The 24185-nt window shown below is 67.5% G+C and carries 23 protein-coding genes; 15 read left to right on the top strand and 8 right to left on the bottom strand.

What is annotated here, in order from left to right; all coding sequences use genetic code 11:
• Position 1 precedes the first annotated feature (1 nt).
• The 6 genes from G9Q41_RS08230 to G9Q41_RS21480 all read left to right on the top strand — a co-directional run bounded on the left by G9Q41_RS08230 (position 2) and on the right by G9Q41_RS21480 (position 5981).
• The gene (locus tag G9Q41_RS08230) at positions 2–1198 is read left to right on the top strand and encodes a Tm-1-like ATP-binding domain-containing protein (RefSeq protein WP_165632441.1); all 1197 of its coding nucleotides are present in this window, start codon (positions 2–4) and stop codon (positions 1196–1198) included.
• Positions 1199–1230: 32 nt separating this feature from the next.
• The gene (locus G9Q41_RS08225) at positions 1231–2076 is read left to right on the top strand and encodes a phosphoenolpyruvate hydrolase family protein (RefSeq protein ID WP_092522857.1); all 846 of its coding nucleotides are present in this window, start codon (positions 1231–1233) and stop codon (positions 2074–2076) included.
• A gap of 66 nt (positions 2077–2142) precedes the next feature.
• Entirely contained in the window at positions 2143–2580 is a 438-nt protein-coding gene (locus tag G9Q41_RS08220) for an SRPBCC family protein (protein ID WP_092522152.1), read from the top strand.
• Positions 2581–2747: 167 nt separating this feature from the next.
• Positions 2748–3674 (top strand): NAD-dependent epimerase/dehydratase family protein, encoded by a 927-nt coding sequence (locus G9Q41_RS08215; protein ID WP_165632440.1) that lies wholly within the window; start codon positions 2748–2750, stop codon positions 3672–3674.
• Entirely contained in the window at positions 3671–5104 is a 1434-nt protein-coding gene (locus G9Q41_RS21485; protein ID WP_207630734.1) for a hypothetical protein, read from the top strand. The genes G9Q41_RS08215 and G9Q41_RS21485 overlap by 4 nt, the downstream gene beginning before the upstream one ends.
• 28 nt (positions 5105–5132) lie before the next feature.
• Positions 5133–5981 carry a glycosyltransferase family 2 protein gene (locus G9Q41_RS21480; RefSeq protein WP_207630733.1) on the top strand — a complete coding sequence of 283 codons (849 nt, stop codon included), beginning with the start codon at positions 5133–5135 and terminating at the stop codon, positions 5979–5981.
• Here the strand turns inward: G9Q41_RS21480 and G9Q41_RS08205 are convergent.
• On the bottom strand, positions 5950–6432 hold the full coding sequence (locus G9Q41_RS08205) for a GtrA family protein (protein ID WP_165632287.1): 483 nt from the start codon (positions 6430–6432) through the stop codon (positions 5950–5952). The genes G9Q41_RS21480 and G9Q41_RS08205 overlap by 32 nt on opposite strands.
• A gap of 319 nt (positions 6433–6751) precedes the next feature.
• Between G9Q41_RS08205 and G9Q41_RS08200 the strand changes: the two genes are divergently transcribed.
• A complete protein-coding gene (locus G9Q41_RS08200; protein ID WP_165632286.1) occupies positions 6752–7924 on the top strand; it encodes an NAD-dependent epimerase/dehydratase family protein in 1173 nt (390 codons plus the stop codon).
• Positions 7925–8029: 105 nt separating this feature from the next.
• Here the strand turns inward: G9Q41_RS08200 and G9Q41_RS08195 are convergent, their stop codons facing one another.
• On the bottom strand, positions 8030–8491 hold the full coding sequence (locus tag G9Q41_RS08195; RefSeq protein WP_092522148.1) for a DUF6069 family protein: 462 nt from the start codon (positions 8489–8491) through the stop codon (positions 8030–8032).
• 793 nt (positions 8492–9284) lie between these two features.
• Between G9Q41_RS08195 and G9Q41_RS08190 the strand changes: the two genes are divergently transcribed.
• Positions 9285–10244 carry a M23 family metallopeptidase gene (locus G9Q41_RS08190; RefSeq protein WP_165632285.1) on the top strand — a complete coding sequence of 320 codons (960 nt, stop codon included), beginning with the start codon at positions 9285–9287 and terminating at the stop codon, positions 10242–10244.
• Positions 10245–10433: 189 nt separating this feature from the next.
• Here G9Q41_RS08190 and G9Q41_RS08185 read toward each other — a convergent pair whose 3' ends face one another.
• The 6 genes from G9Q41_RS08185 to G9Q41_RS08160 all read right to left on the bottom strand — a co-directional run bounded on the left by G9Q41_RS08185 (position 10434) and on the right by G9Q41_RS08160 (position 14815).
• On the bottom strand, positions 10434–11243 hold the full coding sequence (locus tag G9Q41_RS08185) for a SigB/SigF/SigG family RNA polymerase sigma factor (protein WP_165632284.1): 810 nt from the start codon (positions 11241–11243) through the stop codon (positions 10434–10436).
• Positions 11240–11716, bottom strand: coding sequence for an ATP-binding protein (locus tag G9Q41_RS22275; RefSeq protein ID WP_245695678.1), 477 nt, complete (start codon positions 11714–11716; stop codon positions 11240–11242). Before G9Q41_RS22275 ends, G9Q41_RS08185 begins: the two co-directional genes overlap by 4 nt.
• Before the next feature lie 275 nt (positions 11717–11991).
• Positions 11992–12642, bottom strand: coding sequence for a vitamin K epoxide reductase family protein (locus G9Q41_RS08175; RefSeq protein WP_092522140.1), 651 nt, complete (start codon positions 12640–12642; stop codon positions 11992–11994).
• Positions 12639–13373, bottom strand: coding sequence for a thioredoxin domain-containing protein (locus G9Q41_RS08170; protein WP_092522138.1), 735 nt, complete (start codon positions 13371–13373; stop codon positions 12639–12641). The genes G9Q41_RS08175 and G9Q41_RS08170 overlap by 4 nt, the downstream gene beginning before the upstream one ends.
• A gap of 341 nt (positions 13374–13714) precedes the next feature.
• Complete coding sequence (locus G9Q41_RS08165; protein WP_165632154.1) at positions 13715–13864, bottom strand: archaellin/type IV pilin N-terminal domain-containing protein; 150 nt, start codon at positions 13862–13864, stop codon at positions 13715–13717.
• 264 nt (positions 13865–14128) lie between these two features.
• Positions 14129–14815: a GntR family transcriptional regulator gene (locus G9Q41_RS08160; RefSeq protein ID WP_207630731.1), complete on the bottom strand. Its 687-nt coding sequence runs from the start codon at positions 14813–14815 to the stop codon at positions 14129–14131.
• Between the two features lie 224 nt (positions 14816–15039).
• Here G9Q41_RS08160 and G9Q41_RS08155 point away from each other — a divergent pair, with 224 nt between their 5' ends.
• The 7 genes from G9Q41_RS08155 to G9Q41_RS08125 all read left to right on the top strand — a co-directional run bounded on the left by G9Q41_RS08155 (position 15040) and on the right by G9Q41_RS08125 (position 23825).
• Positions 15040–16281: a helix-turn-helix domain-containing protein gene (locus G9Q41_RS08155; RefSeq protein WP_347567488.1), complete on the top strand. Its 1242-nt coding sequence runs from the start codon at positions 15040–15042 to the stop codon at positions 16279–16281.
• 346 nt (positions 16282–16627) lie between these two features.
• Positions 16628–18088: a dihydrolipoyl dehydrogenase gene (gene lpdA, locus G9Q41_RS08150; RefSeq protein WP_092522134.1), complete on the top strand. Its 1461-nt coding sequence runs from the start codon at positions 16628–16630 to the stop codon at positions 18086–18088.
• Positions 18089–18245: 157 nt separating this feature from the next.
• Positions 18246–19367, top strand: a complete 1122-nt coding sequence (gene pdhA, locus G9Q41_RS08145) for a pyruvate dehydrogenase (acetyl-transferring) E1 component subunit alpha (protein ID WP_092522132.1) — start codon at positions 18246–18248, stop codon at positions 19365–19367.
• Positions 19368–19494: 127 nt separating this feature from the next.
• Complete coding sequence (locus tag G9Q41_RS08140) at positions 19495–20490, top strand: alpha-ketoacid dehydrogenase subunit beta (protein ID WP_092522130.1); 996 nt, start codon at positions 19495–19497, stop codon at positions 20488–20490.
• 97 nt (positions 20491–20587) lie between these two features.
• Complete coding sequence (locus G9Q41_RS08135) at positions 20588–21919, top strand: dihydrolipoamide acetyltransferase family protein (protein ID WP_207630730.1); 1332 nt, start codon at positions 20588–20590, stop codon at positions 21917–21919.
• Positions 21920–22156: 237 nt separating this feature from the next.
• Positions 22157–22939 (top strand): EI24 domain-containing protein, encoded by a 783-nt coding sequence (locus tag G9Q41_RS08130; protein WP_165632283.1) that lies wholly within the window; start codon positions 22157–22159, stop codon positions 22937–22939.
• A 178-nt stretch (positions 22940–23117) separates the two neighbouring features.
• Positions 23118–23825, top strand: a complete 708-nt coding sequence (locus tag G9Q41_RS08125) for a M50 family metallopeptidase (RefSeq protein ID WP_245695676.1) — start codon at positions 23118–23120, stop codon at positions 23823–23825.
• Positions 23826–24185 lie beyond the last annotated feature (360 nt).

Here is a 24185-nt window from a genome sequence, read left to right as displayed (position 1 = left end):
TATGGGCAGCGTTTACGTTGTCGGAACCTTCGACACCAAGCGAGCCGAGCTCGATCACGTCGCGGACCTGCTCCGGCAGAACGGCTCCTCGGTGGTGACCGTGGACCTGAGCACCCGGGATACCGCCGCGGCGGCCGTGTCCGTGCCCGCGGAGTCGGTAGCGGCGCATCACCCGCACGGAAGCTGGGGCGTTTTCACCGGCGACCGTGGTTCGGCGGTCTCCGGCATGGCCGAGGCGTTCGAGGAGTTCCTGAAGTCGCGCACGGATGTGGCCGGTGTCCTCGGGCTCGGCGGGTCCGGCGCCACGGCGATGATCACTCCGGCCATGCGCTCTTTGCCGATCGGCGTCCCCAAGTTCATGGTCTCCACCGTCGTGTCGGGCGAGGTCTCCGGCTACGTCGACGCGAGCGACATCACGCTGCTGCCCTCGGTCACCGACATGGCGGGATTGAACCGGATCTCGCGCCGCGTGCTCGCCAACGCGGCCAACGGGATCCACGGTGCTGTCGTGGCCGGAACGGGCCCCGGGGGCGAGGACAAGCCCGCTGTCGCCCTGTCCATGTTCGGTGTCACCACGGCCTGCGTTTCCGGTGTCGTCGCCGAGCTCGGTGAGGACTACGACCCCCTGGTCTTCCACGCGACCGGCACGGGCGGTCGCGCGATGGAGAAGCTGGCCGGGGACGGCTTGCTGCGCGCTGTGCTGGACATCACGACCACCGAGGTGTGCGACCTCGTCGCGGGCGGTGTGATGAGCGCGGGGGAGGAGCGCTTCGACTCCCTGGCGCGCAGCGGTGTTCCCTACGTCGGTTCGTGCGGCGCTCTGGACATGGTGAACTTCGGGCCGCGGGAAACGGTTCCGGAGAAGTACGCCGACCGGAATCTCTACGAGCACAACCCGCAGGTGACCCTGATGCGAACCACTCCGGAGGAGTGCGAGCGCATTGGTCTGTTCATCGCGGAGAAACTCAACGCTTTCGCGTCCCCGGTTCGCTTCCTGCTGCCCGAGGGCGGAGTTTCCCTCCTTGACGTCCCGGGCGGCCCCTTTCACGATCCCGAGGCGGACGAAGCCCTTTTCGAGACCCTGCGGAGCAACGTCGTCCAGGACGACAGGCGGCGTCTCGTCCGACTGCCGTACAACGTCAACGATCCGGAGTTCGTGCGCGAACTGTTGACCGCTTTTTCCGAGGTGGTGCGCTAGTGACCGACAGCGACGGCACGGCCCCTGGTGCTGTGGGGAAAACGAGCGAGCGTTCCCGGATACTGGGGCGACTGCGGGAAAAGGCCTCCCGGGGACTGCCGATCATCGGCGGTGGCGCCGGTACCGGACTCTCGGCCAAGTGCGAGGAGGCCGGCGGGATCGATCTCATCGTGATCTACAACTCCGGCCGTTACCGGATGGCGGGACGCGGCTCGCTGGCGGGACTGCTCGCGTACGGAAACGCCAACGACACGGTCGTGGAAATGGCCCGTGAAGTGATTCCGGTGGTGCGGAACACTCCCGTGCTGGCCGGGGTGAACGGAACGGATCCCTTCATGATGCGGGACAGGTTCCTGTCCGAGCTGCGCGGGATGGGGTTCGCCGGTGTGCAGAACTTTCCCACCGTGGGACTCATAGACGGGACTTTCCGGCAGAATCTGGAAGAGACCGGGATGAGCTACGACCTGGAAGTGGAACTGATCCGTGCCGCGAGCGAAGCGGACCTGCTCACCACCCCCTACGTTTTCTCGGCCGACGACGCCAGGGCCATGACCGAGGCCGGGGCCGACGTCCTGGTGTGCCACATGGGCCTCACCACGGGAGGGTCCATCGGGGCGGAAACTGCCAAGGACCTCGACGACTGCGTCCGGTTGATAGACGAGTGGTCCGCGGCGGCCGCCGAAATCCGGAACGACATTCTGGTGCTGTGCCACGGGGGGCCGATAAGCGATCCCGAGGACGCCGGTTACGTGTTGTCCCGGACCAGGCGCTGTCACGGTTTCTACGGTGCGAGCAGTATGGAGCGACTGCCCACCGAGCGGGCGGTGGTCGCCCGGACCGAGGCATTCCTGCGCGGAGCGGGTGAGAGCGGCGACTGACCGACGCCTTCCGCTCCCCGGGCGCGGGGCGGATTTTCGTTTCGAAAACGTTGTGGAGGAGTTCCGATGGCAGAGTCCTACGCGAGTGCGGTCATCCCCGCCCCCGTGGACCGCGTCTGGCAGTGGTTCGGGGACTTCGCCGGTCTCGCCGAGTGGCATCCCGCCGTGACCGCTCTCGAGCTGGAGGGCGGCTCCCCGACCGAGGTGGGGGTGGTCCGGCGGCTGTGGCTGGGTGACGGAGCGCGGGTGCGTGAGCGGTTGACGGCGTTCGACTCGGTCGGCCGCAGCTACTGCTACGAGATGTTGGAGGGGCCGTTCCAGGTCAGGAGCTATCGGGCTATCGTGCGGCTGGCTCCGGTCACGGCCACCGGTGCGACCTTCGCGGAGTGGTCGGCTCGCTACGACACCGAGGCGGAGCAGGAGGCCGAGCTGGACCGGATCTTCGTCACGGAGGTGTTCGCCCCCGGACTCGCCGGATTGGCCCGCTTTTACACCGACGAGTGAAACTCTGTGCTTACCCCTCCAACACCCAGGTAATTCGTTCGGGGGATCGGTTTGCGACGGGCTCGCACACGGCGAATACAGGAACGGTTAGAGTCATATGCGTGCCAAGCAGCTTTGTGCAGTCCGCAGCGAAATCAGGTGAACCGGAAGTCGGTGCAGAGCGGGTCGTGGTGACCGGCGGATCGGGCTTTGTCGGCAAAGCCGTTGTCCGGGCCCTCGCGAACCGCGGCAACCCCGTGACGGTCGTCGACCGAGTCGAGCCCGAGATTCCGGAGGAACACCGTCACCTGGTCAGTCACGTCCCCGGCGATCTGACAGACCCCGAGGTTCGGGACGCCGCCGTCACCGAGGGAAGTGCCGGGATCATCCATCTGGCCGCGATCACTTCCGTGTTGCGCTCGGTGGACAAGCCCACCGAGACTTTTGCCGAGAACGTGGAGGTCACCCAGGGGCTGCTGGAACTGGCACGCCAGCGGGGTCTCACACGTTTCGTGCTCGCCTCCACCAACGCCGTTGTCGGCGACATCGGCTACGGCACGATCTCCGAACGGCTGCCGTTGCGGCCGCTGACACCGTACGGAGCGACCAAGGCCGCCTGCGAGATGCTGCTGTCCGGTTACACCGGCGCCTACGGCATCGCCACCACGGCACTGCGCTTCACCAACATCTACGGGCCCGGCATGGGGCACAAGGACAGCTTCGTGCCGCGCCTCATGCGCGCCGCGCTGGCGGACGAAGGAGTGGAGGTGTACGGAGACGGCTCGCAGAGCCGTGATTTCGTCCATCTCGACGACGTGGTCCGAGCCATCGTCGCCGCGTGGGACAAGCAGTACAGCGGTACGGCCGTCATCGGCTCCGGAAGCTCCGTCTCGGTGATGGAACTGATCGAGTCGGTGCGCGCCGTCACGGGCAAGGAGATCCCCGTGACGCACGTGCCCGCGAAGAACGGTGAGATGCCCGCGGTGATCGTCGAGGTCGAGAAGGCCAAGCGCGAGCTCGACTACCAGCCGAGCGTGCGGTTCTCCGAGGGGCTGCGCACGGTCTGGGACGACTTCCGCCACGTCGCCGACGGCAGTGTTCCCGCGACGACATGACCCACCGGCTGTTGCGTACGGTCCGGCGGCACTGGCTGCTGGCGCTGTTCCTGCTGGGTGGGGTGTTGCTGCGCCTCCTCGTGGAGGTCGCTTACCAGCCCGCGCTGCTGTACATCGACTCCACCCGGTACCTGCGGGATCTCGGGGTCTTCGATCCCAGCAACATCAACCCGATCGGTTACGAGCTGCTGCTGCTCGGGCCGGTGTTGCTGTTCGGGAACCTCGGGGTCGTGGTACTGGTCCAGCACCTGCTCGGACTCGCCCTGGCGTTGGCCGGGTACTGCCTGCTGCTGCGATTGGGGTGCAGGCGTTGGCTGGCAGCTCTCGCGGTCGCCCCGGTGCTGTTCGACGCGTACCAGCTCCAGGTCGAGCACATGATCATGTCCGATCTGTTGTTCCAGGTGCTGCTGCTGACCGTGCTCATCCTGCTGACCTGGTGGGGAACTCCGGGGCCACGGCTCGCTCTCGTCGCGGGGTGTGTGCTGGCGGCCTCGGTGCTGGTCCGCCTGGTGGGGCTCACCCTCGTCGTCCCCGCGGCGGTGTTCGTGCTGTTGGCGGCCGGGCTGCGTCCGCGGGACGGCTGGAAGCGCCGGCTCCGCGCCGGAGGTGCCCTCGTGGGCGGTTTCGTGCTCGTGCTGGCCGGGTACGCGAGTTACCACATGCTCTGGACCGGAGTTCCCGCTCTCGGCGGATCGACGGGGAGCGTGGTGTTCGGTCGTACGGCGATGGTGGCCAAGTGCGACGAGCTGGACCTCACCAAGGCGCAGCGGGCCGTGTGCCCGAAGGAGCCGGTGTCCGAGCGCAAGCGCAACGGGATCGACTACTACATCCACTTCTTCCACAACCAGGTCGACACCGATGAGCTGCCCGAGGACACGACCTACTCGATCGCACAGCACTCACTGGCGTTCAAGGTGCTGCGCAGTCAGCCCCTGGACGTCTTCGGAGGGGTGGCCAAGGACTTCCTCAAGGGGTTCGCCCCCATGCGCACCCAGTCGCCCGGGGACGTCCCGCTGTCGAGGTGGCACTTCCAGACCGAGTATCCGCTCTACTTCACCGAGTGGTCCCTGAACGGATGGCTCGAGTACTACGACGACGGTGGTTACTCGGTCAACGACCGAGCCGCGGGGCTTCTGCGCACCTACCAGCAGAGCGGGGGCTATACTCCCGGCACTGTCCTCGGGCTGGCTCTGCTCGTCACTGTTGCGGCGATGCTGGGGGTGGGACGAGCCAACCGGAGCGGGCTCAGAGCGGTGTGTCTGCTTTCGGGAGGATTGGCTTCGGCCGCACTCTTCACCGCGGCGGCCATGGAGTTCTCCTGGCGGTATCAACTTCCCGGGCTGGTGCTGCTGCCCCTGGCCGGGGCACTGGGAATCACAGCCATAACCGGCCGCCGGACCGACACGAAGGGTTCCACGACGAACCGGTAGCCGAGATCACGGCCTGAAGGAGCATGAGATGTCGACGACCTTTCCGGACGAGGTCGACCAGGACGCGTTGGCCGATTACGCCACGCGCTACGGCGATCACCGGTTCGCCCCGGTAGTTGTGCTGATCGCCGCCTACAACGAGCAGGACGCAATCCCCTCCGTGCTGGACGGGATCCCCGAGACGAGCTGCGGCCTGAACGTGGACACCCTGGTCGTGGTGGACGGTGCCACCGACGCCACGGCCGAGGCGGCGGCGCGTCACGGTGCCTACACCTGCACGGCTCCGAAGAACCGGGGGCAGGGAGCCGCGCTGCGGCTCGGCTACCGACTGGCCGCCGAGCGCGGGGCACGCTACGTGGTGACCACTGACGCCGACGGGCAGTACGAGATCGAGGAGCTTCCCAGCCTGCTGCGTCCGCTCATCGACGACGAGGCCGACTTCGTGACCGGATCGCGGCGTCTGGGCAGCAGCGAGAACCCGCAGTTGCTGCGTCGCGTGGGCACTTACGTGTTCGCGTGGCTCGTCAGCGCCATGACCGGGCAGCGCATCACGGACACCTCGTTCGGGTTCCGCGCCATGCGCGCCGAGGTTCCCAACTCGGTGCGCCTGGAGCAGCAGCAGTACCAGTCCTCGGAGCTGTTGGTCGGGGTGCTGGCACGTGGTTACCGCGTTCGGGAGCAGGCCATGACCATGCGTCAGCGGGTCGCCGGATTCAGCAAGAAGGGCAACAACGTGCTCTACGGGTACCGCTACACCAAGGTGGTGCTCGGCACCTGGATGCGTGAGCGCAAGGCCCGGCGCGTGATGCAGGCTTCGGCGGGATCGACCTCCTCGGAGGAGCAGGTCAGCGAGCCGGCTCGTGCCGCCGGTGACTAGGGAAGACCACCCGGTCCATCAGGAAGAACTTGACCACGAACATCAGCAGGTAGGTTCCCAGGTAGGCCCCCCAGACCAGCGTGACTCGGGGGGCAGCGGATTCGGCGAACAGATGCAGGGCGAGAGTTTCGGCGTAGTTGGCGGCTGTTCCGGCGATCAGCACGGTGGCCACCGAGACGGGGAGGAACCGGGCGAGTTCGCCACGCAGCCCGCTGCGCCCCCTGCTGCCCCAGGTTCTCCGATTCAGCAGGAAGTTGGGGACGGCTCCTGCCAGCCAGCCCAGCACCGTGGACAGGATCGGCATGGAGCTGAGCGAGTAGGAGAGCAGGAACACGAGCTGACTACTGATTGTAGCTACGGCGGAAGCTCCGGCGAAACGGCGGAGCAGTCGCCAGTAGTGACGTGCGCCTCCGGTGGGCTGTTGTGCTTCCGGCCCCGAGGTGGCGGCCACGATGTGCTCCCTTCCTGTGGGTGGAACGGGTCGTCGAAGTGGACTCCACGAATGTACGGAGATGGCTTCGTCGCCGGCCCATTGGATGAGAGCATGCCATTCGTGGAGGTGAGGTTGGCTGTCACAGGGCGGCAGTTAGCCTTTCATATCGGACACGATCGTGTGAGACGGGTTTTCGCTCACACACGTCGTGCCCGGTGAATCACATTCTGTGGATACCCGCGAGCAGGGTGTCTCGGAAACGGACCTTGGCAGATGGTGGACACGATGTCGGTGAACGGCATCGTGGAAGCCGGCATTGTACAGAGGAGAAGAAGGCGTGCGAATCCTCGTCCTCGGTGGGGACGGCTACCTTGGTTGGCCGACCGCTCTGCACCTGTCCGACTGCGGTCACGAGGTGGCCGTAGTAGACAACTTCGCCCGTAGGGCCTATGACCACGAGATGGGCGTGCGTAGCCTGGTTCCGGTCGAACCGCTGCAGGTGCGGGTCGACGCCTGGCGGGAGGTTTCCGGCCAGGAGATCAAGATGTACTACGGTGATCTCGTCGACTCGGAATTCACCGTCGAGATGATCAGGGACTTCCGTCCCGACACCATCGTGCATTTCGCCGAGCAGCGTGCCGCTCCCTACTCCATGATCGACCGCAAGCACGCGGTCTACACCCAGCACAACAACGTGATCGGCAACCTCAACGTGCTGTTCGCGATCGAGGAAGTCGATCCGAGCATCCACCTGGTCAAGCTCGGCACGATGGGTGAGTACGGCACTCCCAACATCGACATCGAGGAGGGTTGGCTCGAGGTCACCCACAAGGGGCGCACCGACCGGATGCTGTACCCGAAGAAGCCGGGCTCCTTCTACCACCTCAGCAAGGTGCACGACAGCCACAACATCGAGTTCGCCTGCCGTATCTGGGGCCTGCGTGCGACGGATCTGAACCAGGGGGTCGTCTACGGGCAGGAGACTCCGCAGACGGCCAGGGACCCGAGGTTGGCGACCCGGTTCGACTACGACGCCATTTTCGGCACCGTGCTCAACCGCTTCGTGATCCAGGCCGTGCTCGGTCACCCGCTGACGGTTTACGGCACCGGCGGTCAGACGCGTGGCGTCATCGACATCAGGGACACCGTCGAGTGCATCAGGCTGGCCGCGGAGAACCCCGCCGATCCGGGCGAGTTCCGCGTGTTCAACCAGATGACCGAGAGCTTCTCGGTGGAGGAGATCGCCAAGACGGTTGCCAACAACTACCACGGCACCGTTGAGGTGGAGTACCTCGAGAACCCGCGCGTGGAGCAGGACCAGCACTACTACAACGTCGTGCACACCGGTCTGGTCGAGCTCGGCCTCGACCCGCACCTGCTGTCCAACACCCTGATCAACTCCCTGTTCGGCGTGGCCGAGCAGTTCAAGGACCGCGTCGATCTCGCTGCCATGCGCCCCACCGTGCAGTGGCGTACGGCGGCCAGCCCGATGCGGGCCGAGGAAGGCTGACAACCGCTCACAGCGGTTCACGAGTGGCCGCGGGGGCTTCTTCGGAGTCGCTCCCGAAATCGGGCGGGACGAGGCAGCTCTCGTCCCGCCGTCGCGGTGCCCGTTTCAGGGGCGACGAGCCGCGCTCGCGGCCACTCCGCCGACCAGCGTTCCTATCGCTATTCCCAGCAACACGTTCAACACGCACGTGGCGAGCTGTGTTTCCAGCGCCGCCGTGGTTGTGAAAGGTCGCACTGCCACCGCTGTCGTGGCGAGCGCGACTATCCACCCGAAGAAGGTCGTCGGCCGTGGCGTGCTCAGCAGCAGCAGATGCATCAGCCCGGTCGCGAGCAGCGCCGCCACGGCCGCGAACAGGCACATCCAGACCGTGCTGACGTCCCCGAGCGTGCCGTAGCGCGATGGACCGAGCACGGGGATGTGGAGAACTCCGCGAGCGATCACCAGCCCCACCAGGGCGATCAGCAGCGCGACGAGAGCCGTGGCCGCTCCTCCGGTCCACAGCTGTCGAACGTTGATCCCCGGACGGCCGGAGCCGCCACCCGTCGGTCGAGCGTCCCGCTCGGACACCGGCACCCTCCCGACAGCGACGAACCGGGCAACGACAGTCGATGTTCACGGCAGGTGCGCTACACCGCAACGCCTGCCCCCGTTTCCTCACTCCAACGAGTGGTCGCGTGGTTGACCGCGGCGTCCCCGTGCCCGGCCCGCTACGGCGGGACCGGGGCAGTGCCGGACGGGGGACGAGTGCTTCGCGGTGAAGGAGCACTCCCTCGCGCACTGTGACCTTCCGGGCGCCGTGCGGCGTCGCGAGTCTTTTTCCCCGAGCGAGCCCCGCATTCGCGTGTCGGACATCACTTTGGCGGCTTGTTTGCTTTAACGTGGCCCCCGATGTGTTCATTCGATCATTTATCCGGCGGGCTACATTACCGCTTTTCGCGATCTCTTCGAGATCACGATTCCGGAGGTTCTTGATCCGGAATGAGTCGACGACGTGGATCTTTTCCGAAGCTGTTTTGTGGTTTTACCAGGGACTTCGACGAGGAATCCGATCACGGGTCCCGAGGTCCCCCGGATCGGCCCGCGCCGCCCCGTGTCGCAGTCGGAGGCGTGGTGAGCCAAGTAGGCGTTTGGTTGCAGCGTTATCGAAGCGCAACCCGCTTATGAACACATAGAGTGCTTGCATGCGTGGCACATGTGCTCTTGCTCTGCATCCAAAGGGTGAGAGCTTGAAGCAGTGGATACATAAAGCTACGTTGCAGCCGGTACGTCACGGTTCGGTCACGACGCACTTCAACCCCCGAGGAGTGCACCCGACCCCCGACGGGATGTGTCCGGACCTCCCCGAGACGGAAAGGCGAGCATGGCCGACAAGCATGACGAGGGCGGTCGCGACAAGTTCTCCACCCTCAAGTCACGTATCCCCGAATCCCTTCGCAATTCGTTTTCGAGTTCCGGGAGCAACCCCGTCCGCAACAAGATTCTCGCCGGCGTGGTCGCGGCGGGCGCCTTCGTCGCGGTCGGATCTCCGCTGGTCGCCGTGAGCGGTGAGGACGGCGGAGGGTCGCAGAACCGCGACGTCGCTCCGGTGGCGGAACAGCGTCCGCTGAGCGCGGCCGTCAACGGCACCCCCGAGTCCCCCGAGTCCGTGAAGCTGCCCAGCGGCGAGTCGGACAGCGACGGGGGGGAGAAGCAGAACCTGGACAAGAGCAAGCAGGTGCGCCAGCAGCGTGCCGCCGAGAAGGCGAAGCAGGTCGAGGCGGAGCGCAAGGCTGAGCAGAAGAAGGCCGTCCAGCAGCAGGCCGAGAAGAAGAGGGCTCTTGCCCGCGAGGCCGCGCAGAAGGAGAAGGCCGAGCAGCAGAACAAGGCGGACGAGCAGGAGAAGCAGCCACGGGCCAAGGCGGCTCCGAAGGCGGCCGAGGCACCTGATCCCACGCCGAACAAGCTGGTCGAGCAAGGGTTCCTCACCTCGGGCTTCCACAGCCGTGGTGGCACGCACGCCGGTATCGACATCGGCGCCGACACGGGAACACCGATCTACGCTCCGCAAGCGGGCACCGTGATCAGCTCCGGTTCCGCCAGCGGCTTCGGGATGTGGGTCCGCGTGCAGCACGACAACGGTGAGGTCACCGTCTACGGGCACATCCATAGCTCGCAGGTCAGCGTCGGCCAGCAGGTGGAGGCCGGACAGCAGATCGCCACCGTCGGCAGCCGCGGGCAGTCGACCGGACCGCACCTGCACTTCGAGGTCCGCGTCGGTCCCGGAGCGCAGGAGCTCAACCCGATCCCGTGGTTGCAGCAGCGGGGCCTGGGCCTCGGCTGACGCCCGCGACGAGTCGTTGCCGGGGGACCGTGCTTCCCCCGACGCCGGTTCCCCGGCAACTCCCCAACCGAACACCCCCCGGGCCGGGATGCGAATCGGGGCCGCTCAGTCCGAGCGGCCCCGATTCGCGTGGGTCACAACCAGAGACGGGAGGGCAGAGACGGTTCTCACGACCGACCCCGCGAGAGGTCAGTCCTTCACGGGTTCGGGAGGGACGTCCACTTCTATGCGCTCCCGCAACCAGCTCAGGGTGCGCGCGAGCAGCCGTGAGACGTGCATCTGGGATATCCCGATCTGCTCGGCGATCTGGGTCTGGGTCATCGACTTGAAGAAGCGCAGCACCACGATGCGCCGTTCCCGCTCGCCGAGCTCCTCGAGCAGGGGGCGGATCGCCGCGCGGTTCTCCACCTCGTCCAGCTCTGCGTCCGAAGAGCCGATGGCGTCGCCGAGCGGTATCTCGTCGGTGTCGCTGAGCAGTTCGTCGAGGGAACTGCTCCGGTAGGCGTTGCCCGCCTCCAGCCCCTGGTGAACCTCGTCCCTGCTGATGCCGAGATGTCCGGCTATCTCACTGGGGGTGGGGGCTCTGCCCAGGCTCTGCGAGAGCGTCGAGATCGCCGAGGAAATGGACAGGTGCCTTTCCTGCAGGCGTCGTGGTACTCGAACCGTCCAGCCGGTGTCCCGGAAATGGCGCCGCACTTCGCCCATGATGGTGGGAACGGCGTAGGAGAGGAAATCGACACCCCGTTGCGGGTCGAATCGGTCCACGGCGTTGATCAGTCCGAGAGTGGCCACCTGGATGAGGTCCTCCTGGGCCTCACCCCGGTTGCTGAACCTCCGCGCTATGTGCTGTGCGATGGGCAGGTGCTCGGTCACCAACCTGTCCCGCAGTTCGGCGTAGCGCCGATCGGTTTTTTCCAACCCCGCGAACTCGACGAATAACGGGGCCAGTTCCTCGTAGTTCTGACCTCGGTAGGCGTGCTCGGAGTCCGCCTGCGTCACTCGTGGACCATCCGTCCCTTGCTCAGCTGTATACGCACGACATGCCCGTCAGCGTGCTCTTCCGATTCCTGAACCGAGGATGCCACGTTGTCCGACAACGCGCTCAGTACACGCCAGCTGAACGTGTTCTTGCGCGGTCCGGAGGCATCCGGACTGTTCACCTCGGCGGTGAACTCCAGTACGTCGTTCTCGGTGCGGAAGCGCCCCACCAGCTGACTCCGCTCAGCGGCGATGCGGACCAGCGACGAGCAGGCCTCGTCCACGGCCAGTCGCAGGTCGGCGATGGTGTCGACGTCGAAGTCGGCACGCATGGCCAGGTCACCGACCACGGCGCGCATGACGGGGAGTTGTTCGGGATCGGCCACGACCCGCACTTCGACCACGTGCGGATCTCCGTCCGTGCCCGGTGCTTGCGGGTGCGGAGCGGAACTTTCCACAGCTGCCTGGTGGTGATCCGACTGGGATGCTGACACGCGGACTCCTCGTTCCAACCTCATGCGAGACCACCGCACATCGAATCAGAGGGACGAGATCGTCCAATATCTCGGGGGTGCGATCGAGGGGAGGACGCTTCGGGCCACGGCTCGGACAGAGACCGTGAACGGAACTGAACGCTCATAGCCGCCTGGTACCCGACAACGAAGCATTGCAAACGGATGTTCGTCGTTGCGGGCCAGGCGGCTGCGGCTGTGCTTTTTCGGTTGTGGAAACAAGCCCGGAGGCTCGCGGGCTCATCAGTTCCCGCGGGTCAGACCAGGGTGCTCCAGTAGGCCCAGAACGCCTCCAGGATCAGGCCGATGACGGCCAGGTACCACAGCACCAGCACCACGGTGTGGACCCGGGCCACGCCGAGCACCAGCGGTCGGGCCGGGCCGACGGGGAGGTTCCTTCTCTCGAGGTTGTGCAGCGTGGTGTACCAGAACACCGCTATGGTCACCACCCACACCACCATGCAGTACGGGCACAGCGCGTGGATCTCGTAGAGGCTCTGCCAGATCAGCCAGTGCACGAAGACGACCCCGAACAGCGTGCCCAGCTGCATGCCGATCCAGTACCAGCGCGGCGGCCGGAAGCCGGACAGCAGCGCGACACCGGTCGTGGTCACGATCGCGAAGGCGGCCACGCCGATCAGCGGGTTGGGGAATCCGAACGCCGTGGCCTGATCGCTCTCCATCACCGAGCCGCACGAGACCACCGGGTTGATGCTGCAGCTGGTCACGTAGTCGGGATTGATCAGGCTCAGGTACTCCTCGATGCTGAGGGCGAACGCGGCGATGAAGCCGATTCCGCCCCCGATCAGGTAGAGCCAACCCAGTCCGCGCCCGAAGAGCGGGGGTTCGGAGCGCTCCGCCGGGCTTCCGGGGCCCTCGTGTTGAGTCGTTTCGGCTGTCGCTGTCACTTGGCCAGGGCTCCGTCCAGTTCCTCACGCAGGTGCTGCACCGGGTTGCCCCCGCTCCCGAACTCGACCTTCTTGCCGTTCAGGAAGTAGGTGGGAGTTCCCGAGACCCCGGCCTGCTCACCGTCGGACCTGTCCTGGTCGATGCGCTGCTGGACCTGGTCGGACTGCATGTCCTTCTGGAACTTGTCCACGTCCAGGCCGATCTGCTCGGCGAACTTGGTGAACTGCTCCTGGGCGCGTTGCTTGTCGCTGCTCACGTTCTGCCCGCCGGAGGCGGCCGCCCAGGAGGAGTAGTTGTCGAACACCTTGTGATACATCTGCTTGAACTCGCCCTGCATGGCGGCGGCCTCGACTGCGCGCGCCGCTGGTTCGGCCAGGGGGTGCATGTCCAGCGGGAAGTTCCGCACCACGAAGTTGATCTTCCCGTCGTACTCCTGCTCGATCTTGGTGTTCACGGCCTGGTAGTAGGAGTGACAGCTGGGGCACTGGTAGTCGACGAACTCGACCAGGGTGGGGGCTCCCTCACCCGCGTCGAGCACCTTGTTGCTTCCCTCGGGGTGCAGCACGGATGCGGCGACCTTGTCCGAGCCGTTGGTGGAGTTGGTGCCGCCACCTCCGAAGAACACGACGCCACCGATGACTGCCACCGCTACGACCAGCACGATCGCGGTGAGGATGATGTTGGTCGAAGCCCCGCTGCGCTTCGCCATCGGATTGGTTGTCTTGGGCATCGGCCTGTTACACCTTCGACGGTCGGTTCGCGCGAGGACTGCTCGCGCGCGGGCGTTTCGGTCAGTTTCCCCTACTCACACGATCGTGAAATTCGCCGGGGTGGGTCATGTCACCGTGACGGGGGAAGGGGCTGCGCTGTGATAGTTGTTCGTCACCATCATGCCCGCGGTGGAGTTCGATTTGTTCGCTCGCTTGGGTGAACTCAACTACGCTCGGAGATCCACAGGAGGAGAGGGAGGGGCAGACGCTCCCCGCCGTGGCGATCGAGGGGCGAATAGCCGGCTGAGCACCGGATCAGCCGAACGGCCACCGGGGCGAACCGCTCGGTTCACGCACCGCTTCAGTTCGCGGGCAACCCGAGCACTGCCGCTTCGCCGTCGGCAGGGGGTACCTGCTCGGCGGGAAACCAGGTGGCCAGCACGACGGTCAGCACGACCATCAGAACGGTGCCGGCTATGGAAGCGATCACCTGGCGAGAACTGACCTGCATCTTCGATCCCCCGTGTGCGCCGTGCCGAAAAGCGTGCGCGGTGACGCTCCGCCCCCCGGAGGTGACAAGATCACCGCACTCCGGGTGTCGAACATCGCTTCCGAATCGTTACACGGTGCGGTGGATCAGTGCTCATCGGTGCTTTCCGGGCGCAGCTGCGGTCGGTTCGGGGAACCGACGCGGGCGGCGCCGGAACGAGACCCGGGCACTCGCCCCGCCGCGGTGTGCTCGGGCCGAGCGGCCCCACGGCCGGGAGAGCTTCGCTCAGTGCTCCGCGGCCCACGCGTCCCGCTCGTCGAGGTAGGAGATCAGCAGTTCGCCCAGGGCGCGCAGGTGCTCGTACATCCTGCTCTCGGCGGAGTCGCCGTCCCCCTCCGCCAGGGCGGTGAGCACGGCGGAGTGGTCCCGCGCGCAGGCATCCGTCCAGCCCGCCGCGGCCAGGGCCTGCTCACGCGGTGCGTAGCGCCTGGTCAGTTCGAAGAACCAGGCGAGTTTCCTGGCGTGGGCGGCGTCGCCCAGCTCCCGGTGGAAGCGGTTGAGCAGCTCGGCCGCCCTCGTGCGTTCGTCGAGCTCGTGCGCCCGGGACAGGTCCCGCTGCACCGTGCGCAGCTGTTCGAGCTCCTCGGAGGTGAGTTCCTCCGCGCACCGGCGGGCCAACCGGCCCGCGATCAGTGCCTGCAGCTCGAAGATGTCCATCAGGTCGCGGCGGTTCGGCGAGGCGACTGCGAAGCCCTGCCGCGGTTCGAGCTCGACGAACCCCTCGGCGGTGAGGGTGATCAGCGCCTCGCGCACCGGCGTCACGCTGATGCCCAGGTCCTCGGCGAGTTGATCCAGCCGCAGGTACTCCCCGTCGAGCACCTGGCCGGTTATGATCTGCTCGCGGATGTGCACCGCGACTTCCTCCGGAAGCTGGGGTCTGCGTCCGCGGGACGCTGATTCGGATACGGCCATCGAACTCCCGATCGTCACGATGCTGGGGGCGATCACACGCGCTCGTGTTCCCGGAGGGCCTCCGTGCGAGGGCCGGGCCCCGAATTGTCGGTGAATCCGGCGGGACGCGCATCGCGCGCGGCCCGGCCTGCCGTCAGTCGCCCGCGAAACAGCGGCGGACTGACCTGAGCACGATTCGCGGTGCCGGTCCGGCAGAACCCCGGGGCGTATCGTCTGGAGGCGTGGTGGCTGATCCCTTCACGGGTGGTGTCCACGGGGCGTTCACCCACAAGAGCCCCGACGGGCCCACCGAACAGATCACGCGTTCACTCGCGCAGGCAAGGCTCGACGACGTGCCCGAGCTGGCACAACGGCTCATGGGCGCGATCTTCACCGACAACCCGGAGTGGACCGACTACCGTCCGGTTCCCCGGGAGGACCTGTGGGAGGGATGCGCCAACTACCTCGCTCGCGTGCTGCACGTGCTCAGCGGACGCGTTCCGCGCAGCGAGGACGACAGCGTGGCCGCGGCGATCGGAAGGCGTCGTGCCGAGCAGGGAGTTCCGCTCGAGGTGATGTTGCGGACCTTCCGACTCGGGGGGCGCGTGGTCTGGGAGGCCCTGGTCGAGCAGGCGCACGCCGATCAGGTCGATCCGGACGCCGTGCTCGGTGCCGCTACGGCGATGTGGAACGTCATCGACGCCCTGTCCTCGGCGCTGTCCACCTCCTACCGCAACACCGAGCTGGAACAACTGCGCAGCGACGACCAGCGAAGGCACGCCCTCGTGGAGGACCTGCTCGGCGGACGGGCGCGGGACACGGCGTTCGCGCAGCGCACCGCCAAGGAGCTGGACCTGCCCACTTCCGGCCCCTACGTCGTCGTGGTGGCGGAGATGATCGCCGACGGCAGCTTCGCGCTGCGTGGTCAGCAGGCTGCGCTGGCCGCGCTGCACATCCGGTCGGTGTGGCAGGTGCGCGCGGACACCTTCGTGGGGCTGATAGCGCTGGAGCAGCACGACGAGTCCACCGCGCTGGGGGCGCTGCGCCAGTTGGTCCGCGGACGGGCGGGCGCCTCGCCCGTGGTGCGCGGTCTGGCCGAGGTGGGGCTGGGGCACGAGTTGGCCGTCACGGCGCTGGGGACCTCGCCGCGGGGCTCCGTCGAGCTCGTCTCGTTGGGACAGCGCTATCCCGAGGCGTTGCTGGTGCAGTCCCCCGACCTGGCGCAGCGACTGCTGGACGAGCAGCTGGGGCAGGTGCTGGCGCTGCAACCGAAGGAACGCGACATGCTGCTGGAGACCCTGTCCGCCTGGCTGGAGGAGAACTGCTCCACGGCCAACGCGGCCGTGCGGCTCCACTGCCACCGCAACACGGTGCTGAACCGGCTGCACAGGATCACGACGTTGATCGGCAAGCCGCTGCACGGCCGGGACTCCTACGTCGCGCTCTCCCTGGCCCTGTCGGTGTTGCGGATGCGCGCCGACGGTTGAAGCGGCGCTGCCGCTCGCAGGCCCCGTGGTCGACCGCGGACGGTTGAACATCGATCTCGGAGCGCGTCAACCGTGTTGATCGGTAATTTCTCGAATTTTTGACACTGGGTCGGTTGGCGGTGCCGTTTTTCCGGCTCGAACTTCGAGTTACTGCTGGCATGTTCACTTTTCGTGTTCATTGTTTACCGCTACGTCACTGAATGGTGGGGAAAATGTGCGCACTGCACAGCCACTGAGGGTCAACTCTGGGCGTGAGGGCATGGCGCGACCGTGGTCGCGGTCACGACACTCGGGATGCGACAGCTCGACGCTTTCGGCGGGTGCGAGAACAAAGGAGCACAGCGAAGTGCAGGAATTCGACCTACTCGTGGTAGGCGGCGGCCCCGGTGGCTACGTCGCGGCGATCCGCGCCGCCCAGCGTGGCCTCTCGGTCGGCCTGGTGGAGAAGGAAAAAGCCGGTGGCGTGTGCCTGAACTGGGGCTGCATCCCGACCAAGGCGATGCTGCGCTCCGCCGAGGTGTACGAGACCGTGCTGCACTCCGAGGACTTCGGGGTCCGCGCGGAGAACGTGGCGCTGGACTTCGGTGCGGTGGCGCGCCGCAAGGACGGGGTCGTCAAGAACCTCACGGACGGTGTGGCGGGCCTGCTCAAGGCCAACGGCGTGACCGTCATCGACGGACACGCCCGTTTCACCGGACCGACGAGCGTGGACGTCTACCCGACCGGTGACTCCCCGCTGGGCGAGGGCGGGCCGCGTTACGCCGCCGCCCCGGCCGGGGGACAACCGGTGGAGAAGGTGACCGCGCGGGACGTGATCCTGGCGACCGGCTCGACTCCCGTCCGCCTGCCGATCCCGGGGGGAGACCTCCCCGGTGTGATCACTTCCGACGGGGCCTTCGGTCTCGACGAGGTGCCGGGGCGCATCGCCGTGATCGGAGGCAGCGCCGTCGGAGCGGAGTGGGCGAGCATGTTCGCGGCCTTCGGCAGTGAGGTCACCATCGTGGAGATGGCCTCCAGCCTGGTGCCGATCGAGGACGCCGAGGTCGGCAAGGCGCTCGGCCGCTCCATGAGCAAGAGCGGTGTCCGCGTGCTCACCGAGTCGACCGTCTCCGCGATCGAGCAGGCCGACGGAGCACTGCGGGTGCGGGTGGACGGCGCCAAGGAGCAGCAGCTCGACGTGGACGTCGTGCTCATGGGCGTCGGCCGCAAGCCCAACACCGCCGAACTCGACCTCGAGGCCACCGGCGTCGCCACCGACGAGCGCGGTTTCGTCCGGGTCGACGAGAAGATGCGGACCAACGTCGAGCACCTTCACGCGATCGGTGACCTCACCGGCAAGGCGCTGCTCGCCCACGTCGCCTCCCACCAGGGCGTGGTCGCCGCGGACACCATCGCGGGGCACGAGTCCCACATCGACTACGGAGTGGTCCCGGCGGCCACCTTCACCCATCCCGAGATCGCCAGTGTCGGGCTCACCGAGGCGGCCGCGAAGGAGGCGGGGCACGACGTCGTCACCAGCCGTTTCCCCTTCGCCGCGCTGGGTCGGGCCAAGACCACCGGCGACGAGGAGGGCTTCATGAAGATCGTCGCCGGCAGCAAGCACGGGGAGATCCTCGGGGTGCACGTGATCGGCCCCTCGGCCAGCGACCTGATCACCGAGGGAACCCTGGCGATCAGTCTGGAGGCCACGCTCGACGAGCTCGCCGACACGATCCACGCCCACCCGACGCTGGGGGAGATCGGCATGGAGGGAGCCATGTCGGCCCTCGGGCTCCCGCTGCACACCGCGCCGCCGCGCCGTCGCTGAGCGCGGAGGCGGTTCACCCAGTGGGGATCCGCCCCTGTGCGCCAGGGGCGGATCCCGAGCTGCAGAAGGCATCGGCGTTCGACCGCAACCGCCACGCACCGCGTTGCCCTTCGGTCCTCGGGACGCCGCAACCACCCACTCGAAGAGGGGATCTCTCATGGCGGAGACCGCTACCCGCAGCAAGCCGACAAGCTCCGGCTCGAAAAGTCGTCGCGGCGGCACCCGCTCGAGCGGAAACCGGGCGCAACAGACTCAGGAGAAGGCCGCGCTGGGATCCGAGTCCCCGGAACAGCTGCGCGACTACTTCAAGCAGATGTCGCTGATCAGGCGTTTCGAGGAGCGCGCCGCCCAGGGCTACACCCAGGCCAAGGTCGGTGGGTACTGCCATCTGAACCTGGGCGAGGAAGCCACCGTCGTCGGGTTGATGAGCTCGTTGCGCAACTCCGACTACCTGTTCACCAACTACCGGGAGCACGGTTACGCCATCGCCAAGGGCATCGAGCCGCGCAGGGTGATGGCCGAGCTCTACGGCCGCACCACCGGAACCTCCAAGGGGCTCGGCGGTTCGATGCACATGTTCGACACCGAGGTCGGGCTGCTCGGGGGGTACGGAATCGTCGGTGGACAGATTCCGCTCGCGACGGGCGCGGCGCTGGCGATCGACTACCGGGGCGACGACCAGGTGGTCATGTGTCAGATGGGCGACGGTACGACGAACATCGGCGCCTTCCACGAGTCGTTGAACATCGCGGCGCTGTGGAAGCTGCCCGTGGTGTTCGTCGTGATCAACAACTACCTCGGCATGGGGACCACGGTGGACAGGTCCTCGGCCGAGTCCGAGCTCTACAAGCGGGCGGTCGCCTACCGGATGCACGGTGAGCGCGTGGACGGCAACGACGTGCTCGCGGTGAACGAGGCGTCCAGCAGGTTGGTCGAGCACGCCAGGAAGACCGGCGAGCCGGCCGTGCTCGAGACGGTCAGCTACCGGATGAAGGGGCACTCGGTGGTCGACCCGGCCAAGTACCGCAGCTCCGAGGACGCCCAGGCGGCCAGGGCTGCCGACCCGGTCACCGCTTTCCGGGACCAGTTGGTCTCGGCCGGAGTGCTGGACGAGGACGGCGCCTCCGAGATCGAGCAGACCGTGCAGACCGAGGTCGACGAGGCAGTCGCCTTCGCCGACGAGAGTCCGCACCCCGATCCCTCGAACCTGTTCGACTACACCTACGCCACGCCGGTCGCCAACGACTCCCGCAGGCTTCCGGCCGACCCGGTCTTCTGACGAGTCGTCCCGCCGGGCCCCTTCCCGAGGGGGCCGGCGGGACGACCCGCCGAATCATCACACCCCGCCACGAACTGCCGGGGCCGTGCGCGCGGCCCGCGGCGAAGCATGCCCAGGAGAAACACCGTTGGCCGTCATCACCTATCGGCAAGCGCTGCACGACACGCTGCGCGAGGAAATGCTCGCCGATGAGAACGTCTTCCTCATCGGCGAGGAGATCGGAGTCTTCGAGGGCTCCTACAAGATCACCGCGGGCTTGCTCGACGAGTTCGGTGAGAAGCGCGTCCGGGACACCCCGATCGCGGAGGAAGGCTTCGTCGGTGCCGCCGTGGGAGCGGCGATGCTGGGACTGCGCCCGGTCGTGGAGTTGATGACGATCAACTTCTCGCTGCTGGCGCTGGACCAGATCGTCAACCACGCCGCGAAGATCTACGGAATGTTCGGTGGCCAGTCCAACGCCCCCATGGTGCTGCGCACCCCCGGTGGCGGTGGGCAGCAGCTCGGTGCCACGCATTCCCAGAACATCGAGCTCTACTACGCCTTCGTCCCCGGCCTTAAGGTGGTCGCACCGAGCACGCCCGCTGATGCGAAGGCGCTGCTCAAGGCTTCCATGGCCGACAACGATCCCGTGCTGTTCCTGGAGAACCTGGCCCTGTACAACACCAAGGGCGAGGTTCCGGACGAGGTGGCCCCCGCGGAGATCGGCAAGGCGGGCGTCGTCCGCCCGGGAAGCGACATCACCATCATCGGGTACTCGAGGATGGCCAACGTCGCCACCCAGGTCGCCGACCAGCTGCAGCAGGAGGAGGGCATCTCGGCCGAGGTCGTGGACCTGCGCAGCCTGCGCCCGCTGGACAGGGAGACCATCGTCGAGTCGGTGCGCAAGACCGGCTGCGCCGTCATCGCCGAGGACGACTGGTTGACCTACGGTGTCGGTGCGGAGATCGCGGCTTCGATCTCGGACGGCGCCTTCGACTACCTCGACGCCCCGGTGCGCCGTGTCGCCGCGGCCGAGGTGCCGTTGCCCTACGCCAAACCGCTGGAGCGGGCGGCGTTGCCCTCCGCCGAGTCGCTGACCACGGCGGTGCACCAGACACTCGAAGCCGTCGGACATCGTCGCTGAGAACCCAGCAAGGCGCAGACTCGCCGTGCCGGCGGCGGAAGAGCAGCGAGCTCCCGCACCGGCGCGGTGAGTCTTTCATCAGGAGCCGAGGAAGACCATGACCGAGATTCACATGCCGCGCCTGTCCGACACGATGGAGGAAGGCGTCATCTCCGCCTGGCGCAAGCAGGTGGGCGAGCAGATCAACCGTGGCGACGTGGTGGCCGACATCGAGACGGACAAGGCCGTCATGGAACTGGAGGCCTACGACGACGGGGTGCTGGAGAAGATCCTGATCGGGGAGGGCGAGACTGTCCCGATCGGAACCCCGATCGGTCTGCTCGGCGACGGCTCCGGTTCGGCCGCGGAGGCGGGCCCCTCCGAGAGCCCCGGTTCCGCCCAGCAGTCCTCCGGGGAGGCGAGCGGTTCGCAATCGCAGGACAACGGGGGCGGTTCCGCTCCGACCCAGCAGGACTCCGCTCCCGCCGGACGGGGCTCGGCTGCGGAGACCACCAACGGTTCCCAGGACGGTCCGCGGAACCGCCCGAAGGCCTCCCCGCTGGCGCGCGCGGTCGCGCGGGAGAAGGGCGTGGACCTGTCCACCGTTTCCGGCACCGGCCCCGGGGGCAGGATCATCAGGGTCGACATCGAAGCTGCCGCCGAGCGTTCCGGCTCGGAGCAGCCCGCGGCCGCTCCTACCGCTCCCGCCGCTTCCACGGGAAGCGCCGCAGGCGGGAGCCCTGCCGCGGAGGAGGACCCGGATCTCGAGGAGATCCCGCTGAGCAACATCCGCAAGGTGACCGCCAAGCGGCTGACCGAGAGCAAGCAGCAGGCCCCGCACTTCTACCTGACCAGCGCGGTCGACGTCACGGACCTGGTTTCCTTCCGCGCGGACCTCAACGAGCGGCTGCAGGCCGCGGGCGGTCCGAAGGTCAGCGTGAACGACCTGGTGGTCAAGGCCTGCGCGACCGCCCTGCGCGCCAACCCCTCGGTCAACGTCTCCTTCCGGGACGAGAAGCTGTTCCAGCACAAGCGGGTCCACCTCGGAGTGGCCGTGGCGCTGGACTCCGGACTCGTGGTGCCGGTCATCCCCGACGCCGACCGCAAGAGCGTCTCGGAGATCGCCGCCGAGGGGCGGGAGAAGGCCGAGCGCGCCCGGGACGGCAAGCTGAAGCCGGATGAGATGTCCGGAAGCACCTTCAGCGTGTCCAACCTGGGCATGTTCGGCATCGAGGAGTTCTCCGCCGTGATCAACCCGCCCGAGGCGGCCATCCTCGCGGTGGGCGCCACGCGGGACGAGGTGCAGGTGCGCGACGGCGAGTTCGCGGTCCGCAAGATGCTCCGCCTCACCCTGTCGGCCGATCACCGCGCGGTGGACGGTGCCGTGGGCGCGGTGTTCATGCAGCAGCTCACGGGACTGCTGGAGGACCCGATCAGGATCATCGCGTGAGACGGATCGCGTGAGACGAGCCGAGAGCGGGGCCGGTCGCCGGGGTGCGGCCGGCCCCGCTCGTTTCGCGCCCGTCCTCGGGGTCGGGTGGGAGAACCGCTCGCGCGAACGGAGTTCCGGTAGGATCAGTCGCCGTGGCTGTCGGACGGTTCCCCCGAACGGGCGTCCCGGCGGCCGGGACGGGAGACCACCACAGGATCGGCGGCGCTGTTTCGGCGGTGCCGCGAGAGTTCGCCGATGAATGACACGGGAGTCGGAGCCCGCGAACTGGGCAAGGGCTTGTTCGACATACTCCGTTCACCGAAGATGCTGCTGCTCGGTGGTGTGCCCGCCCTGCTGAGCAGTCTGCTCCTGTTCGCGGGGATCGGTGTGCTCGCCTGGTTCAGCGGTGACCTGGCCTCCTGGATGACCCCCTTCGCCGAGGGGTGGTCCGCGTGGTGGCGCGGGGTGCTGCGCGTGGTGCTGGCCTGCGCCCTGGTCGCGGGGGCCGTGCTGCTCGGTTCGGTGTCCTTCGTCGCGCTGACCCTGTTGATCGGCGGGCCGTTCTACGACTACATCGCAGAGCGCACCGAACGGGAGCGCGGGCTGGACAGCGGATCCGACGGGGCAGGCCAGCCCCTGCTGATGTGGCGCGGCGTGCGTGACGCGCTGCGGCTGGTGCTGATCGGTGTCCTCGGGGCGCTGCTGCTGTTCCCGCTCGGGTTCGTTCCCGTGCTGGGACAGACCGTGGTGCCGCTCTGCGGAGTGCTGTTCGGCGCGTGGCTGATAGCCCTGGAAGTGACCGGCCCCGTGTTCCAACGGCTCGGTATGGGAGTAGGACGGCGGCACCGGGTGCTGTGGCGCCACCGGCGCGAGGTGCTGGGATTCGCCGTTCCGACCTACCTGCTCTGCCTGATCCCGGTCGCCCAGCTCGTGGTGATCCCCTCCGCGGTGGTCGGTGGAGTCCTGCTGGCGCACCGGGTGCTGGGCCACGAGCGGGGCGGCGATCACGCGGCGGGAGCCCCGAGCGGGAGCACCTGACGGGGAGAGCTCATCCGCCGCTGAGCGGGGTCTCCCACCGGTCACCGGCCGTGGAACTCCGCCCCGGTGGCGGCCGGTTCCCGGAGCCGGAGGGGAACTCGCGGTGGCCGGTCGTTGAGAACGTGCAGGAGCCCGAACCGAGTCGGTTGCGAGGATCGTTGTGCAAGAGTTCGGCCAAGTGCTGACGAACGTGTCGGGAGCGGTTCCTGCTTCCGTGGTAGCGCTGCTCGCGCTCGTGCTGGTCGGCTACCGCGGCACCTGGCGGGTGCTGCGCAACGTGGTGACCATCGCCCACGAGGCTGGGCACGCCCTGGTGGCTCTGCTCAGCGGCCGCAGACTCAACGGGATCCGACTGCACTCGGACACCTCCGGGTTGACCGTTTCCACCGGGCCCGCGCGCGGTCCGGGGATGGTCCTGACCCTGTTCGCGGGATATCCGGCCGTGTCGCTGCTGGGGGCCGTCGCGGCCTGGACGGTTTCCGCCGAGCACGTGGAGGTCATGCTCTGGACGGCGGTGGGGGCGCTGGCGCTGTTGCTGATCGCGCTGCGCAACCTCTACGGGGTGTTGTCCGTGGTGCTCACCGGGCTCGCTCTCGTGGTCGTGATCCGGTGGGGGACTCCTCCGGTCACAGTGGTGTGCGCCGAACTGCTGAGCTGGTTGCTGCTGCTGGGTGGTGTGCGGCCGTTGTTCGAGCTGGCCGGCAAGCGCCGCAGGGGGCGGGCGTCCGATTCCGATGCGGACCAGCTGGCCAGGTTGACCGGTGTCGCGGGGGGAGTCTGGATGGGGCTCTGGTTCGTGATCTCCGTGGGACTGCTGGTTCTGGGGGCGCGCTGGTTGCTGGACCTGCCACCGCTGACGGAGTTCTCCGCACTGGTCAGCGGCTGAATCTCGTCCGAGCGGTTGCCAACGCGGCGCCGGTTGGACGAGCATCGTCGCAGTGGCGGTGTGGTGGTCGGCGCCGGAACGGCGGCTCGTGCCGAGGAGTCCGCTCGTTGCCGGCATCCGGACCTGTTCGCCGTGCCGAGGGGAGTCCGCGCTCCCGCGGAGAGCCGAGTCCGCGGGCCCCTTCCGAGGCGACCGGGTCGAACGCCGGAGTGGTGCGTTCGGACGTTTTGTCGGGATCACTCGGTAGTCTCGGGGAGCACGGGGCGGAACCGTCGCGAGGAGCGAGCCGTGAGCGGGAGTGGCGTGCCGGTTGCGCTGGGGCGTGCGGCTCCGGTACGCCGCACGTGCGGCGGTGGTTTC

The organism is Actinopolyspora sp. BKK2 (assembly GCF_011291845.1).
Taxonomy (GTDB): domain Bacteria; phylum Actinomycetota; class Actinomycetes; order Mycobacteriales; family Pseudonocardiaceae; genus Actinopolyspora; species Actinopolyspora saharensis.
The sequence above is the reverse complement of the archived record's forward strand: the minus strand, read 5'-3'. Positions and strand labels throughout refer to the sequence as shown.